Here is a 14688-nt window from a genome sequence, read left to right as displayed (position 1 = left end):
AAATGTGAATGATTATAATATGACCGTGGAAAATACTAGCCTAATTAAACAAGGCTTTGTAGATAAGGTGCCGCAATATGATGAGCTAGCCCTTGCCGAAAAATGGGAGGATAAAAAGCAATTGTATATTGGTAATAACTGCCGTATGACATCGTATGGTTTAATGAACGACCTCGTAACCATTAGCGATAGTACCACTAATACGGCTAATTTATTTATGGATAAGGATGCAATTAGCTATGCGCCTACTGCCTGGTTAGACGAAGATACGGCACGTTTTACTACATTGTTTGGCTTTGTACCAACGCCTAACACTAAAGATGTAGTAGTACATGTAGCCAAGTTACAACAAGCATGGCAAGAGCGCGGTATTCATTTTAACGAGCAAGCAAAGGCTTCACTCATTTCGGTAGTGATGCACTCTACACTGGATGATCAATTATTTATTGGGCACGCAGGTGTGCTTGTACCTCAGGCCAATGGTTATTTATTTATAGAAAAACTGTCTTTCCAAGAGCCTTATCAAGCCGTACAATTAGCTAATAAAGAGCAACTTAACGCCTACCTAATGGAAAAATACGATGTATCCGAAAATCAACCAGAGGCAAAACCTTTTATTATGGAAAATGATGAGCTCCTTGCTACTTATAAGGCACTGCGCCCATAAAAAAACACAGCCTCGTGGTGCGGGGCTGTGTAAAAATTAGTTTTGTTTTTTTAGAAGATCGCGGATTTCTACTAATAGCTCTTCTTTAACATCCACTTCTGGTGCTGCTTCAGGCTCTTCTTCTTTTTTGCGTTGTAGCTTAGATAAGATACGTACAAACATGAAGATCGCAAAGGCGATAATTACAAAGTCAATAATTGATTGTAAGAACACGCCAAATGCTACTTCAGCATCGCCTACTTTAAGCACAAAGCTTTTTGTAAAGTCAACGCCGCCTGTTAAGATACCAACTAAAGGCATAATGATATTGTCTACTAATGAAGAAACGATTTTACCGAAGGCAGCACCAATAACTACAGCTACTGCTAAATCGATAACATTACCCTTCATTGCAAATTCTTTGAAGTCTTTCCACATAATGTGTAACCTCCTCGTGATGATAAGTCATTATTTTACTAGTAAATACTTGATATGACAATAGTACAATAGCTTTCTTTTCAATGGAAAAGCAAAAAGAATTATGCTAGTTTTAAGTGATGGAGTTGATATGGCATGCAAAAGTTTAAAATGGGTCTTATTATTTTACTAATTCCTACCGCTATTATTGTATACGTTTTTTTATTTTTTGTTTGGCAAGGTTTAAAAGAATTACCAATTGTACAGCAATTTACTCAAGAGGAGGTTGTTACTGTGCAATCCTTCTTTGATATGCCAATCCCTGAGGCATACATCCCTATCTATATGGCAGCTGAGGCAGAGTATAATGTACCGTGGACATTATTAGCGGCACATCACCGTATAGAAACACGGTTTTCTACGATGAAAACGCTGTTGTCACCTGCAGGCGCAGAAGGGCATATGCAGTTTATGCCTTGTACCTTTGTAGGCTGGCAACACCCCACTTGCAAGGATTTGGGTAAAGGGGCTATCCCTCCTGATGAGCTTAAGAGCCTTGCCGCCATCGAAAAATACGGTGGTTACGGTGTAGATGCTAACGGTGATGGTATCGCAGATCCGTATGATATTGAGGATGCGATATTTAGTGCAGCCAATTATTTAGCCCATTCAGGTGCAGCGACAGGCGATATAGAGGGTGCTGTATTCCATTACAATCATAGTGATAAGTATGTGCGAGATGTGCTGCATTTTTATCATTTATACAGTGAGCATAAGGATGAACTAGTCGCGTTAGTAAGCGCAACAAAAGAGGAGGGCTAATACACCCTCCTCTTTTTTCTATTATGCTCTTTTGCCGCTCATCGCTTTTAAGATTAAGCTAACAACAAAGATTAATACAATTGCACCTATTAATGCTGGTACGATGTAAAAGTCACTTACCATTGGACCCCATTCACCGAGTAGCGTACCACCTAGCCAAGAGCCGATGATACCTGCAACAATGTTACCGATAATGCCGCCTGGGATATCTTTACCTAAAATAAGACCTGCTAGCCAACCTAAAATACCACCAATGATTAAGAACCATAAAAAGCTAAACATAAGACTTCATCTCCTCTTTGTATAGAAAGTATATTGTTCTGCTTGCTTAGTAGTATATTTCCTACTTTACAAAGAGTTAAACAAAAAAAGATTAAACAATCGTAAATCCTAACGAATTTTTTATGTGAGCTAGGGCAAAATCATGTGCTTGTTCGTTAAAGCTAGCTACACCAGCTTCATGTACAAATGTAGTGTAGCCGAGGTTATACGCATCGACACAAGTGTGCAAAATACAAATGTCTGTACAAACCCCTACAATATGAAGCGTCTCGATACCACGCTCGCGCAATAACATAAATAAATTAGTACCTGCAAATGCGCTATAGCGTGTCTTATCAAGCCAAATGATGGCGGGATTTGTTTGGTAAAGGTCATGTAATGTGCCGTACATATTACGCCCTGCTGTGCCGCGAATATTATGTGGCGGGAATAACTTACTCTCAGGATGTAGTGTGTCGCCCTCCTCGTGCAAATCATTAATGAAGAATACTGCGTCACCTTGCGCTAAAAAATCCTTTGTTAATGCCGTAATGGCTTGTTCTAGTTTTTGTCCTGGTAGTCCGCAGGTTAATAAGCCATCCTCTGCTACAAAATCGACTGTGTAATCTACAACAAGTAATGCCTTCTTCATATTAATCACTCCTTTACTTCTATTATACGTAAAAGCCCTGCTTCTGTCTTGACAGTAAAAATATTGTCGAAATTGTTTGATTTTTGTCGCTTGTGGTTATATAATTATCGAAACAGCAGAAAGGGTGAGTGTTATGGATATGGCGATGATGAGAAATTTAGACAAATACGGCTTATTGTTTGCGGGTGTACACACATTAGTGTTCATTAACTTAGCAATTGATTTTTGGGTAATTAAATAAGAGGAGTGTCAACATGATAGACATAAGATAAAGCAGCTAACGTCAACCAACGTTAACTGCTTTTTTGTATGCACTTAAGCGTTGTAACGTATTTATGTGAAGTGTTACATAAGTGATTTTGTTAATAGGACAGGCGTGTTTATTAGGCGTTGCCATCTATTTGTAAAATATTCTGTTAATTTTAAAATTAATTAAAAAAGCGGTGTTAACGACAAGAAAGTGATTAGGATAAGCAAGAAAGCGATTTCATTTTGTCACAATTGAGAGAATTGTCTAAACAATTCGAAAAATAGTGTTGACGGGGTGTCGCTTTCCGTACTATGATAACAACAATTTCAATTACGTAATGCAAAGCGCATTGCACCAAGAAATGCTTAAAGAGTAGGAGTCGTTGTAAATGAGAAGTGACATGATTAAAAAAGGTATTGACCGTGCACCTCACCGAAGTTTGCTATATGCAACAGGTAAGGTGAAGGCAAAAGATTTAGATAAGCCGTTTATTGGCGTATGTAACTCGTACATCGATATTATTCCAGGTCACGTACATTTACGACAGTTTGCAGACGTTGTAAAAGAAGCAATTATTGAAGCAGGCGGTATTCCGTTTGAGTTTAATACAATCGGCGTTGACGATGGTATTGCAATGGGGCATATTGGGATGCGTTACTCGCTACCAAGCCGGGAGCTAATTGCAGACTCAGCAGAGACAGTTATTAATGCACACTGGTTTGACGGTGTTTTCTATATTCCAAACTGTGACAAAATCACACCAGGGATGCTAATGGCGGCCGTTCGTACGAATGTACCTTCAATTTTTGTCTCAGGTGGACCGATGGAGGCAGGCGTATCTTCAACAGGTAAGCAGCTATCACTAACTTCAGTATTTGAGGGCGTTGGCGCACTTAAGTCAGGTAAGATGAGTGAGGCAGAGCTACTTGATATCGAAAATAACGCATGTCCAACATGTGGCTCATGTTCAGGGATGTTTACAGCTAACTCCATGAACTGCCTAATGGAAATGCTCGGTGTTACGTTGCCAGGTAACGGTACAATTGTAGCAACTTCAAATGAGCGTCATAAATTAATTAAAGAAGCGGCAAAGCAATTAGTGCGTATGATTAAAGAGGACGTCAAGCCACGCGACATTATTACTAAAGAAGCGATTGACGATGCCTTTGCACTTGATATGGCAATGGGAGGATCTACTAATACAGTTCTTCACACATTAGCTATTGCGAACGAAGCCGAAATTGACTATAACGTAGAAGATATTAATACGGTCGCAGAGCGCGTACCATATTTAGCAAAAATTATGCCAGCTTCTGATATTTCGATGGATGATATTGAGAAGGCAGGCGGTGTTAGCTCTATTATTAATGAGTTAACTAAAATCCCAGGCAGTATTCACCCTAACCGTATTACGGTAACAGGTAAAACGATTGGTGAGGACGTTAAGGATTTCCATATTACAAATGATCAAGTTATTCGTACAAAGGACAATCCGTATAGCCCTGTAGGCGGCTTATCTGTACTCTTTGGTAACATTGCACCACAGGGTGGCGTGATCAAAGTAGGCGCAGTTGACCCATCAATCAAAGTGTTTAAGGGCGAGGCTATTGTTTTTGATTCACAAGAGGCAGCGCAAGAAAACATTGATAATGGTACAGTACGTGAAGGGCATGTTGTGGTCATTCGTTATGAAGGACCTAAAGGCGGGCCTGGTATGCCAGAAATGCTTGCGCCAACGTCAGCTATTCAAGGACGTGGCTTAGGTACAAAGGTAGCACTCATTACAGATGGTCGTTTCTCGGGAGCGTCACGCGGGATTTCTATCGGACATATTTCACCAGAGGCAGCAGAGGGCGGACCTATCGCACTTGTTGAAGACGGTGACGTGATTACCATTGATTTACCAAGTCGTACGATTGAGCTTGAGGTCGCTGAGGAAGTTTTAGCGGAGCGTCGTACAAAGCTTCAACCATTTGAACCGAAAATTAAGCGCGGCTGGTTAGCACGTTACTCAGCGTTAGTAACAAGTGCATCTACAGGCGGCGTAATGAAAATTTAATATTTAAAACGTTGATGAGGTTAAAGGTTATAGATATTTGTATTCACAGAGAGCTGGTCGTGCTGAAAGCCAGTAATACAACTATATCCGACATCCCCTCGGAGTGAGCTATTAAACGCGCAAGCCATTAGATAGCTTCGGGCACAACAGAGTGCCTGTTACAAATGAATATGTGCTACTTGTGGCATGTATTCCTGAGATAGCAATTTGCTATGAACAAGGGTGGTACCATGAAAAGGCTTTTTTCATCCCTCGCACAAAGGTTTCTTTGTGTGTGGAGAAAAAGGTCTTTTTTATTTTGATAAAAACGTTACTTTATTGAGGGAGGAGTAATTGATATGTGTGCAAATACTTCAGTGGACGAAAAACAACCGATGATGCAACAAAACGAACAACAACAACCGAAAGATGGTGCTGACTTACTAGTCAAGGCGCTTCATGACCAAGGTGTTGAAATTATTTTTGGCTACCCAGGTGGTGCCGTATTACAAATTTATGATGCGATGTATCGCAACCCGATTCGTCACATTTTAGCAAGACATGAGCAGGGTGCTATTCACGCAGCAGAGGGCTATGCGCGTGTGTCAAATAAACCAGGCGTAGTTATCGCAACAAGCGGTCCAGGGGCAACTAACCTTGTCACAGGTATTGCAGACGCAATGATTGACTCAATCCCACTCGTTGTATTTACAGGGCAGGTGTCAACAGCCGTTATTGGTACGGATGCCTTCCAAGAAGCGGATATTATGGGGATTACAACACCAATTACTAAACATAACTACCAGGTGCAAGACCCAAAAGATATCCCGCGTATCGTTAAGGAAGCCTTCCATATTGCCAATACAGGACGTAAGGGTCCTGTTGTTGTCGATTTTCCGAAAAACGTATCCATGGCATTGTTTGATACAAATGATTTGCCAGACCCGGATGCACCAATTGAGCTACCTGGTTACCAACCAACCTATAAGCCTAACTATATGCAAATCCAAAAAGCGATTAAGGCGCTTAGTACAGCCGAAAAACCACTAGTACTAGCCGGTGCAGGTGTACTGTTTGCAGATGCAAAGCAAGAATTAACTGAATTTATAGAACGTTATGAATTACCTATCACCACAACATTACTAGGTTTAGGTGCTGTGCATGGAGAGCATGACCTCAATCTTGGTATGGCAGGTATGCATGGTACAGCAACAGCTAACTATGCCATTACAGAGTGTGATGTCCTTCTTAACATTGGTGCACGCTTTGATGACCGCTTAACAGGTAATCTTGATACTTTTGCACCAAATGCTACGGTGATTCATATTGATATTGATCCTGCCGAAATCGGTAAAAATGTACCGACAGAAGTGCCGATTGTAGCGGATGCTAAGCAGGCACTGCAAGCATTAATGAAGAAGCCGTTTGAGAAACCAGCTGTTACTGCGTGGCATGAGCGTTTACAGGCAATGCAACAGGAGTACCCATTATGGTACAACTTGCCTGAGGACGAACAAGAAATCTTGCCACAGCAAGCATTACAAGCCATTCACCGTATTACTGAGGGCGAGGCTATTGTAACGACAGATGTTGGGCAACACCAAATGTGGACAGCACAGTATTACCCATTAAACAATGACCATAGCTGGGTAACATCTGGTGGGCTTGGCACAATGGGCTTTGGCTTCCCAGCAGCAATTGGGGCACAGTTCGCAGAGCCTGACCGCCGTGTAGTAGCAGTTTGCGGGGATGCAGGTTTCCAAATGACAGCACAAGAACTTGCGCTATTAAAAGAATTTAACTTACCCGTTAAAATCGTTATTTTAAACAATAGCTGTTTAGGTATGGTGCGTCAGTGGCAACAAGCCTTTTATGAGGAGCGTTATTCGTCTTCGTTAATGCCTGTACAACCTGATTTTGTTAAATTAGCGGACGCATATGGTGTCAAGGGCTACCGCATTGATAATTTAAGTGATATGAATGCGACCTTTGAAGAAGCGCTTCGTTCAGACGAACCTGTGCTAATTGACTGCCGCGTCAAGCAAATCGAAAACGTAACACCGATGGTAGCACCAGGTGCTGGATTACATGAAATGATTGGAGTGAAGCCACAATGAGACGCGTAATTACCATTACAGTTATCAACCAAAGCGGTGTGTTAAACCGTGTGACTGGCTTGCTCATGAAGCGCCAGTTCAATATTGAAAGTATTACGGTAGGTCACACTGACCAAACGAATATTTCGAAAATGACATTTATCGTAAATGTCGATGATGCACAGAAAATTGAACAGCTTATTAAACAGCTCTCTAAACAAATTGATGTGCTTAAAGTCAACGATATTACAGATAGCTCTATCGTTTTGCGTGAGTTAGCACTCGTGAAAGTGATTTCACCGCCAGCGTTACGCTTGGAAATGAATAGTATTGTCGAACCATTCCGCCCACAAATTGTCGATACCGCTAAAAATATGGTGACATATCAGGTGGTTGGCGATCCAGACAAAATCGACGCATTTATCGAGCTCATTCGCCCTTATGGTATTAAAGAGCTAACACGTACTGGCGCAACTGCTTCTGTACGTGAAACACAAAAAACACAAGCACCACAACTATCTATCTTGAAGTGACGGCTTACGCCTTAACGATATAAACCACACATATTAGGAGGAATTTAATCATGGCAACTATGTATTATGAACAAAACATCAACGACGAAATGTTAAAAGGTAAAAAAATCGCAATCATCGGGTACGGCTCACAAGGTCACGCACATGCCCTTAACCTAAAGGAATCTGGCTTTGACGTAGTAGTAGGCGTACGTCCAGGCGGTTCATTCGACGCAGCTAAGGCTGACGGCGTAGAAGTAAAAACAGTAGCAGAGGCAGCAGCTGAAGCTGACATCATCCAAATTTTATTACCGGATGAGCGCCAAAAAGCAGTGTACGAAGCAGAAATCGCACCAAACTTAAAAGCAGGCGATGCATTAATGTTTGCACATGGCTTTAACATTCACTTTGGTCAAATCACACCACCAGCAGATGTTGACGTATTTTTAGTAGCTCCTAAGGGCCCAGGTCACTTAGTACGCCGTCAATTCGAGCAAGGCGCAGGTGTACCAGGTTTATTCGCTATCCATCAAGATGCTACAGGTCAAGCAAAAGAGTTAGCACTTGCTTACGGTAAAGGTATTGGATCGGCACGTGGCGGCTTACTAGAAACAACATTTAAAGAAGAAACAGAAACAGATTTATTTGGTGAACAAGCCGTACTTTGTGGTGGCGCAACAGCGTTAGTACAAGCAGGTTTCGAAACATTAGTAGAAGCGGGTTACCAACCAGAGCTTGCTTACTTTGAAACATTACATGAACTTAAATTAATCGTAGACTTAATGTTTGAGGGCGGTATGGAAACAATGCGCTACTCAGTATCAGATACAGCTGAGTGGGGCGATTATGTAGCAGGTCCACGCATTATCGACGCTTCAGTAAAAGCGCGTATGAAGGACGTATTAACAGACATTCAATCAGGTAAATTTGCGAAAGACTGGATCAACGAAAATGAGACAGGTCGTCCAAACTACACGAAATATAAAGAAGACGGTGCTAACCACCAAATCGAAGAAGTAGGTAAAAAATTACGTGCGATGATGCCATTCATCAACGAAAACAAAAAAACTGTTGTTAGGGAAGTGAGCGCTAGTGCAAAAAATTGACATCTTTGATACCACATTACGTGACGGCGAACAATCCGCTGGCATTAACTTAAACACAGGCGAAAAAATTGAAATTGCAAAGCAATTAGAGCGACTAGGTGTAACAATTATTGAAGCGGGTTTTCCCGCTTCGTCACCTGGTGACTTTGATGCCGTGCAACGCATTGCAAACACCGTAAAAGGCTCAATTGTTACTGGCCTTGCGCGCTGTGTGCAAAAGGATATTGATGCAACATGGGAAGCCATTAAAGGTGCAGCCCAACCACATATCCATGTGTTCCTTGCAACGTCGCCAATTCATATGGAGTACAAACTAAAAAAATCACCAGAGCAGGTCGTCGAGCAGGCAGTAGAAGCTGTAAAGTATGCGAAGTCTCGCTTCTCACTCGTGCAATGGTCAGCAGAGGATGCTTTCCGTTCGGACCGTGAGTTTTTAGTAAAAATTATGAATGAGGTCATTGCCGCAGGTGCAACGACAATTAACGTGCCAGACACAGTAGGATACGCAACCCCAGCAGAATACGGTGCTTTATTTAAGTTTTTACTAGAAAACGTGAAAGGTGCAGAAAAAGTAAAATTCTCTGCGCACTGTCACAACGACTTAGGTATGGCTACCGCAAATACCATTGCTGCCATTGAAAATGGTGCGCTACAAGTAGAAGGCACGATTAATGGTATTGGTGAGCGAGCAGGTAACGTAGCCCTTGAAGAAGTAGCGGTTGCATTACAAGTACGCGGCGATTTTTATCCGTATGGTACGGACTTAAATTTAACAGAAATTAAACGTACTTCTCAAATGGTCAGCAAATTAACGAACGTAGTCATTCAACCAAATAAAGCTATCGTTGGTAAAAATGCTTTTGCACATGAGTCAGGCATCCATCAAGATGGTATGTTAAAACACCCAGAAACCTACGAAATCATGTCACCATCTCTAATTGGTGAGGGTGAAGTACCATTAGTACTTGGTAAGCACTCAGGGCGTGCAGCCTTCCGTGATCGTGCCGTTAAAATGGGCTTTGAGCTATCAGATGAGCGTTTAAATAAAGCGTTTGACGAATTTAAAAAGCTAGCGGATCGCAAAAAGGAAATTACAGAAGAAGATTTAATTACATTATTAACAGAGCAACAAGTGTTAATTGATGATGTACCATTATTTGAATTAAAAAGCGTGCAAGTACAGTATGGTACGGAAAACATTCCGACAGCGACTGTATCGGCTATTACACCAGAGGGTGAGCTAAAAACATTAGCGTCTACAGGCTCAGGCTCTGTAGAAGCAATCTTTAATACATTAGAGCAGTTCTTTGATGGCAAAATTAATGTGTTAGATTACCGCGTATCCTCTGTTGGTAAGGGACGCGATGCGTTAGGAGAAGCGGTTGTTAATGTGCGTTATAAAGATATGACGACAACAGGACGCGACGCAGCACAAGACGTTTTAGAGGCGAGTGCTAAGGCATATTTAAATGCTATGAACCGTCAGTTAATTCAAGCGAGCATGCGAGCGCATGTCACAAACTAAGGAAAGAAGGGTGTAACTATGGAAAAGAAAATTACGGTACTACCTGGCGATGGCATTGGTCCGGAGGTAATTGCTTCAGCAGTAGAGGTGCTACAGGTTATTGGCAAGCGTTTTAACCATACCTTTCATTTAGCTTATGGCGCAATCGGTGGTGCAGCCATCGACCAACATAATAATCCGCTACCTGACGAAACGATTGCACTATGTGAGGAGAGCGACGCAGTGCTACTTGGTGCAGTTGGTGGTCCGAAATGGGATCAAAACCCACCAGAGCTACGCCCAGAAAAAGGCTTACTACGCATTCGTAAGCACTTTGATTTATTTGCTAATTTACGTCCCGTTATGGCAATCCCAAGCTTACTGGATGCTTCACCATTAAAGCGTGAAGTAGCAGAAAACGTGGATTTAATGATTGTACGTGAGTTAACGGGAGGCGTGTATTTTGGTGAACCACGCATGCGTACAGCAGACGGTGCAATTGACACAACGGTTTACTCTAAAATGGAGATTGAACGTATTGTAGAGAATGCCTTCCAACTAGCGCGCTTACGTAGTGGCAAGCTATGCTCAGTAGACAAAGCAAATGTGCTTGAAACAAGCCGCTTATGGCGTGAAGTAGTAGAAGAAAAGAAAAAAGACTTCCCTGATGTAGCTGTAGAGCATCACTTAGTAGACTCAGTTGCAATGAAGTTAATTACAAATCCTGCACACTTTGATGTCGTAGTAACAGAAAATATGTTTGGTGATATTTTAAGTGATGAGGCTTCAGTTATTACAGGTTCACTTGGCGTATTACCTTCAGCATCTATTCGTGGTGATAACTTTGGTTTATACGAGCCTGTACATGGTTCAGCACCAGAGATTGCAGGTCAAGGAGTTGCTAATCCAGCGGCTACGATTTTATCTGTAGCTATGCTAATGAAATATTCATTCGGCTTAAAAGAAGAAGCAGCAGAAATCGAGCGCGCAGTAAATGCTGTGTTTGAAGATGGCTATTTTACAGCGGATTTAGCAAGAGACGGCGACCGCGTATTAACAACAACAGAATGGACAAATAAAGTGCTTAATGAGATTGATACAAGCTTTGTATCAGATAGCATTATGACTTCATATATTTAAGAAGAGGTGAGTGGGATGGCGAAAAATATTATTGAAAAAGTTTGGGACAATCACGTCGTTTATCAGGAAGACGGGAAGCCAGACTTATTATATATTGACCTTCATTTAATTCATGAGGTAACGTCACCGCAAGCCTTTGAAGGACTGCGCCTTGCTGGACGCAAGGTGCGACGTCCTGATCTGTGCTATGCGACGATGGATCATAACGTACCAACAAAAAATTTACCAACAATCAATGACCCGATTGCGCGCAAACAAATCGAAACGCTTGCTGAGAATGCAAAAGAGTTTGGTATTGAGTTAGCGGATATGGGACACCCTGACCAAGGGATTGTACACGTTATTGGGCCAGAGCTTGGCTTAACGCAGCCTGGTAAAACCATTGTATGTGGTGACTCACATACGTCTACGCACGGTGCTTTTGGGGCTATTGCCTTTGGTATCGGGACTTCTGAAGTGGAGCACGTACTATCTACGCAAACACTATGGCAAAGTAAACCGCGCACAATGAAGGTAAATGTAGCAGGTGAGCTAGGTGCAGGTGTTGAGGCGAAAGATATTATTTTAGCTATCATCGCAAAATTTGGTATTGATGTTGGCACAGGCCACATTATTGAGTTTACTGGGGACGCAATCAAAAAGCTATCTATGGAAGAACGTATGACGATTTGCAATATGTCGATTGAAGCAGGCGCAAAGGCGGGATTAATTGCACCAGACGAAACGACAGTTGAGTACATTCGCGGTCGCCGCTATGCACCACAAGGTGAAGCATTTGAACAAGCAGCGGCTTACTGGTTAAGCCTAGCATCTGATAAGGGTGCGACGTATGATGCTGTACTAGAGATTGACGGTGCAACTATTGAGCCTGTGGTTACATGGGGTACAAATCCAGCGATGGGCGCAGGTATTTCGCAAAGTGTACCAACAAAAGCTGATTACAGCACTTCAGCAGATAAGGCGGCATTAGAGAAGGCACTTGCTTATATGGGCTTAGAGGAAGGACAAGCGTTAACGGATATTGCGATTCAGCATGTATTTATTGGCTCTTGTACGAACTCACGCATTAGCGATTTACGTGCTGCAGCCAAAGTTATTGAAGGACGTAAAGTACACCAAAATGTGACAGCTATTGTCGTACCTGGTTCTGTTTCGACTAAGTTACAAGCGGAGCAAGAGGGCTTAGATAAGGTGTTTAAAGAAGCGGGCTTTGAGTGGCGCGAAGCAGGTTGCTCAATGTGTTTAGCTATGAATGACGACGTTGTACCAACAGGTGAGCGTTGTGCTTCAACTTCAAACCGTAACTTTGAAGGTCGTCAAGGTACGGGCTCACGTACACACTTAGTTAGCCCACCAATGGCGGCAGCAGCAGCAATCGCTGGCCACTTTGTGGATGTCCGTGATTTTGTGAAGCAGGAGGTAATGTAAATGGAGCCAATTAAACGTGTAGAAAGTATTATTGTACCGCTCGACAACAAAAATGTTGATACGGATCAAATTATTTCGAAGGAATTTTTAAAGCGTATTGAGCGCACAGGCTTTGGGCAATATTTATTTTATCACTGGCGTTACAATGAAGACGGCTCGTTAAATGAAGATTTCATTTTAAATGACCCTACATTTGCGGACGCACGTATTTTAGTATCAGACGAAAACTTTGGTTGTGGCTCATCACGTGAGCACGCACCTTGGGCAATTTTAGACTATGGCTTCCGTGTTGTAATGGCACCGTCATTTGCGGATATTTTTTATAATAACTGTTTTAAAAATGGCATCTTACCGATTAGATTGCCGCAAGATGTTATTAATGACTATCTAGCACGCGGTAAAGAGGGGCTTACTGTAACGGTTGATTTAGTTAGCCAGACGGTAACGGACAGCGAAGGTGCGATTGTACACTTTGATATTGATGAGTACTCGCGTAATATGCTGTTAGAAGGGCTAGACGAAATTGGCTTAACGATTCAATACGAGGACGCAATTAGCGCCTACGAAAATCGACCAAAGCCTTATTAATATGAGGGGGGAGTATCCATGTGGGTACTCCTGTTTTTTTGCTTTCACATAACTGTTACTTTAAAATGTAGCGTAACTATGCGAAAATGGATAGCAGTAGAAAGGAAGTATCGTTTTATGCAAACAGTAGTAAGACCGATTGACCCGTGGGAGCCTTATGCCGATATTGATAAGTACGGCAAACTCACATTATCCAATATTGAATTTACCACAACAAATTTATGTAATATGCGCTGTGCACACTGCGCAGTAGGATACACCCTACAAACAAAAGAAGATGACGCACTGCCGGTTGAGCAAATGATTAAGGCGCTTGATGAGGTTGAGAGCTTACGTGTAATGAGCTTTACGGGTGGTGAGCCACTGATGACTAAGCGCGGCATTCGTGATAACTTATTGCCTTTACTGCAATATGCCAAGTCACGTGGCATTCGTACACAAATCAACTCTAACTTAACATTACCTATGGCGCATTACGAAATGGTAGCGCCTTATTTAGATGTTATGCATATTTCGCATAACTGGAGCGATGAGCGTGAGTTTGTCGAAACAGGGTTTGCGATGATGGATAAAAAACCGAGTGTAGCACAGCGCGCAACATTGTACCGCAATATTTTAGATAATGCGCGTGCTTTAGCAAATGGCGGGATGTTTGTATCGGCAGAGACGATGTTAAATCGTAATACCGTTCCACATTTAGCTAAAATCCATAATGAAGTGGCGAATGAAATGCTATGTCGCCGTCACGAAATCCATCCGATGTACCCAAGTGACTTTGCAAGTGACTTAGAAACAATTAGCTTAGATGAGTACCGCGACGTAGTTAATGAGTTACTCGATATACGCAATGAGGATGTATGGATGCTATTTGGTACGTTACCATTTTATCCATGTAGTACGGATGAGCGCGACCGCGCTGTGCTAGCGCGTCTTAAGGCGGCACGCAATACTACCATTCGTAATGATGTGGATGGGCGCTCGCGTATGAACCTTAATATTTTTACAGGAGATGTGTCAGTCTCTGACTTTGCAGACGACGGAGCAGCACTAGGTAATATTAAAACCCAGTCATTGACAACCATTTATGACGAATGGCTAGCGACGCATATTTCGGATAGTATTAACTGTCATTGCCCTGCAGCAAAATGTTTAGGTCCTAATATTTTAGTGAAAAATATGTATTACCCTTCACATAATTTTGTGAGCGGTACAGTAAAATAATACGTTG

At 42.1% G+C, this 14688-nt stretch carries 14 protein-coding genes; 11 read left to right on the top strand and 3 right to left on the bottom strand.

Annotated elements, in window-relative coordinates; translation table 11 throughout:
- Positions 1-667, top strand: a 667-nt coding sequence (locus CH76_RS12015; protein ID WP_036146655.1) for a DUF4300 family protein, incomplete at its 5' end; no start/stop codon positions are given.
- A 36-nt stretch (positions 668-703) separates the two neighbouring features.
- Here the strand turns inward: CH76_RS12015 and mscL are convergent.
- Positions 704-1084, bottom strand: a complete 381-nt coding sequence (mscL, locus tag CH76_RS12010) for a large conductance mechanosensitive channel protein MscL (RefSeq protein ID WP_036146653.1) — start codon at positions 1082-1084, stop codon at positions 704-706.
- A 135-nt stretch (positions 1085-1219) separates the two neighbouring features.
- Between mscL and CH76_RS12005 the strand changes: the two genes are divergently transcribed.
- Complete coding sequence (locus CH76_RS12005; protein WP_036146651.1) at positions 1220-1885, top strand: lytic transglycosylase domain-containing protein; 666 nt, start codon at positions 1220-1222, stop codon at positions 1883-1885.
- Between the two features lie 21 nt (positions 1886-1906).
- Here CH76_RS12005 and CH76_RS12000 read toward each other — a convergent pair whose 3' ends face one another.
- A complete protein-coding gene (locus tag CH76_RS12000) occupies positions 1907-2167 on the bottom strand; it encodes a GlsB/YeaQ/YmgE family stress response membrane protein (protein WP_036146650.1) in 261 nt (86 codons plus the stop codon).
- A 91-nt stretch (positions 2168-2258) separates the two neighbouring features.
- Positions 2259-2798 (bottom strand): cysteine hydrolase family protein, encoded by a 540-nt coding sequence (locus CH76_RS11995; RefSeq protein WP_036146649.1) that lies wholly within the window; start codon positions 2796-2798, stop codon positions 2259-2261.
- 638 nt (positions 2799-3436) lie between these two features.
- On the opposite strand from CH76_RS11995, the gene ilvD reads away from it, so the two are divergent.
- The 9 genes from ilvD (at position 3437) to yfkAB (ending at position 14681) form a co-directional block, all read left to right on the top strand.
- Positions 3437-5107 carry a dihydroxy-acid dehydratase gene (gene ilvD / locus CH76_RS11990; RefSeq protein ID WP_036146648.1) on the top strand — a complete coding sequence of 557 codons (1671 nt, stop codon included), beginning with the start codon at positions 3437-3439 and terminating at the stop codon, positions 5105-5107.
- Between the two features lie 338 nt (positions 5108-5445).
- On the top strand, positions 5446-7203 hold the full coding sequence (gene ilvB, locus CH76_RS11985) for a biosynthetic-type acetolactate synthase large subunit (RefSeq protein WP_036146647.1): 1758 nt from the start codon (positions 5446-5448) through the stop codon (positions 7201-7203).
- A complete protein-coding gene (gene ilvN / locus CH76_RS11980) occupies positions 7200-7715 on the top strand; it encodes an acetolactate synthase small subunit (RefSeq protein ID WP_036146646.1) in 516 nt (171 codons plus the stop codon). Before ilvB ends, ilvN begins: the two co-directional genes overlap by 4 nt.
- 50 nt (positions 7716-7765) lie before the next feature.
- Positions 7766-8800, top strand: coding sequence for a ketol-acid reductoisomerase (gene ilvC / locus CH76_RS11975; RefSeq protein ID WP_036146645.1), 1035 nt, complete (start codon positions 7766-7768; stop codon positions 8798-8800).
- Positions 8787-10325: a 2-isopropylmalate synthase gene (locus CH76_RS11970; RefSeq protein WP_036146644.1), complete on the top strand. Its 1539-nt coding sequence runs from the start codon at positions 8787-8789 to the stop codon at positions 10323-10325. Before ilvC ends, CH76_RS11970 begins: the two co-directional genes overlap by 14 nt.
- 18 nt (positions 10326-10343) lie before the next feature.
- Positions 10344-11444: a 3-isopropylmalate dehydrogenase gene (gene leuB / locus CH76_RS11965; RefSeq protein ID WP_036146643.1), complete on the top strand. Its 1101-nt coding sequence runs from the start codon at positions 10344-10346 to the stop codon at positions 11442-11444.
- Positions 11445-11459: 15 nt separating this feature from the next.
- A complete protein-coding gene (gene leuC / locus CH76_RS11960; protein ID WP_036146642.1) occupies positions 11460-12872 on the top strand; it encodes a 3-isopropylmalate dehydratase large subunit in 1413 nt (470 codons plus the stop codon).
- The gene (leuD, locus tag CH76_RS11955; RefSeq protein ID WP_036146641.1) at positions 12873-13460 is read left to right on the top strand and encodes a 3-isopropylmalate dehydratase small subunit; all 588 of its coding nucleotides are present in this window, start codon (positions 12873-12875) and stop codon (positions 13458-13460) included. It begins immediately after the preceding gene.
- Positions 13461-13577: 117 nt separating this feature from the next.
- Positions 13578-14681, top strand: a complete 1104-nt coding sequence (yfkAB, locus tag CH76_RS11950; RefSeq protein ID WP_036146640.1) for a radical SAM/CxCxxxxC motif protein YfkAB — start codon at positions 13578-13580, stop codon at positions 14679-14681.
- The last annotated feature ends 7 nt before the right edge of the window (positions 14682-14688 follow it).

Source organism: Lysinibacillus sp. BF-4, from assembly GCF_000743635.1.
In the GTDB taxonomy this organism is placed as follows: domain Bacteria; phylum Bacillota; class Bacilli; order Bacillales_A; family Planococcaceae; genus Metalysinibacillus; species Metalysinibacillus saudimassiliensis.
The sequence above is the reverse complement of the archived record's forward strand: the minus strand, read 5'-3'. Positions and strand labels throughout refer to the sequence as shown.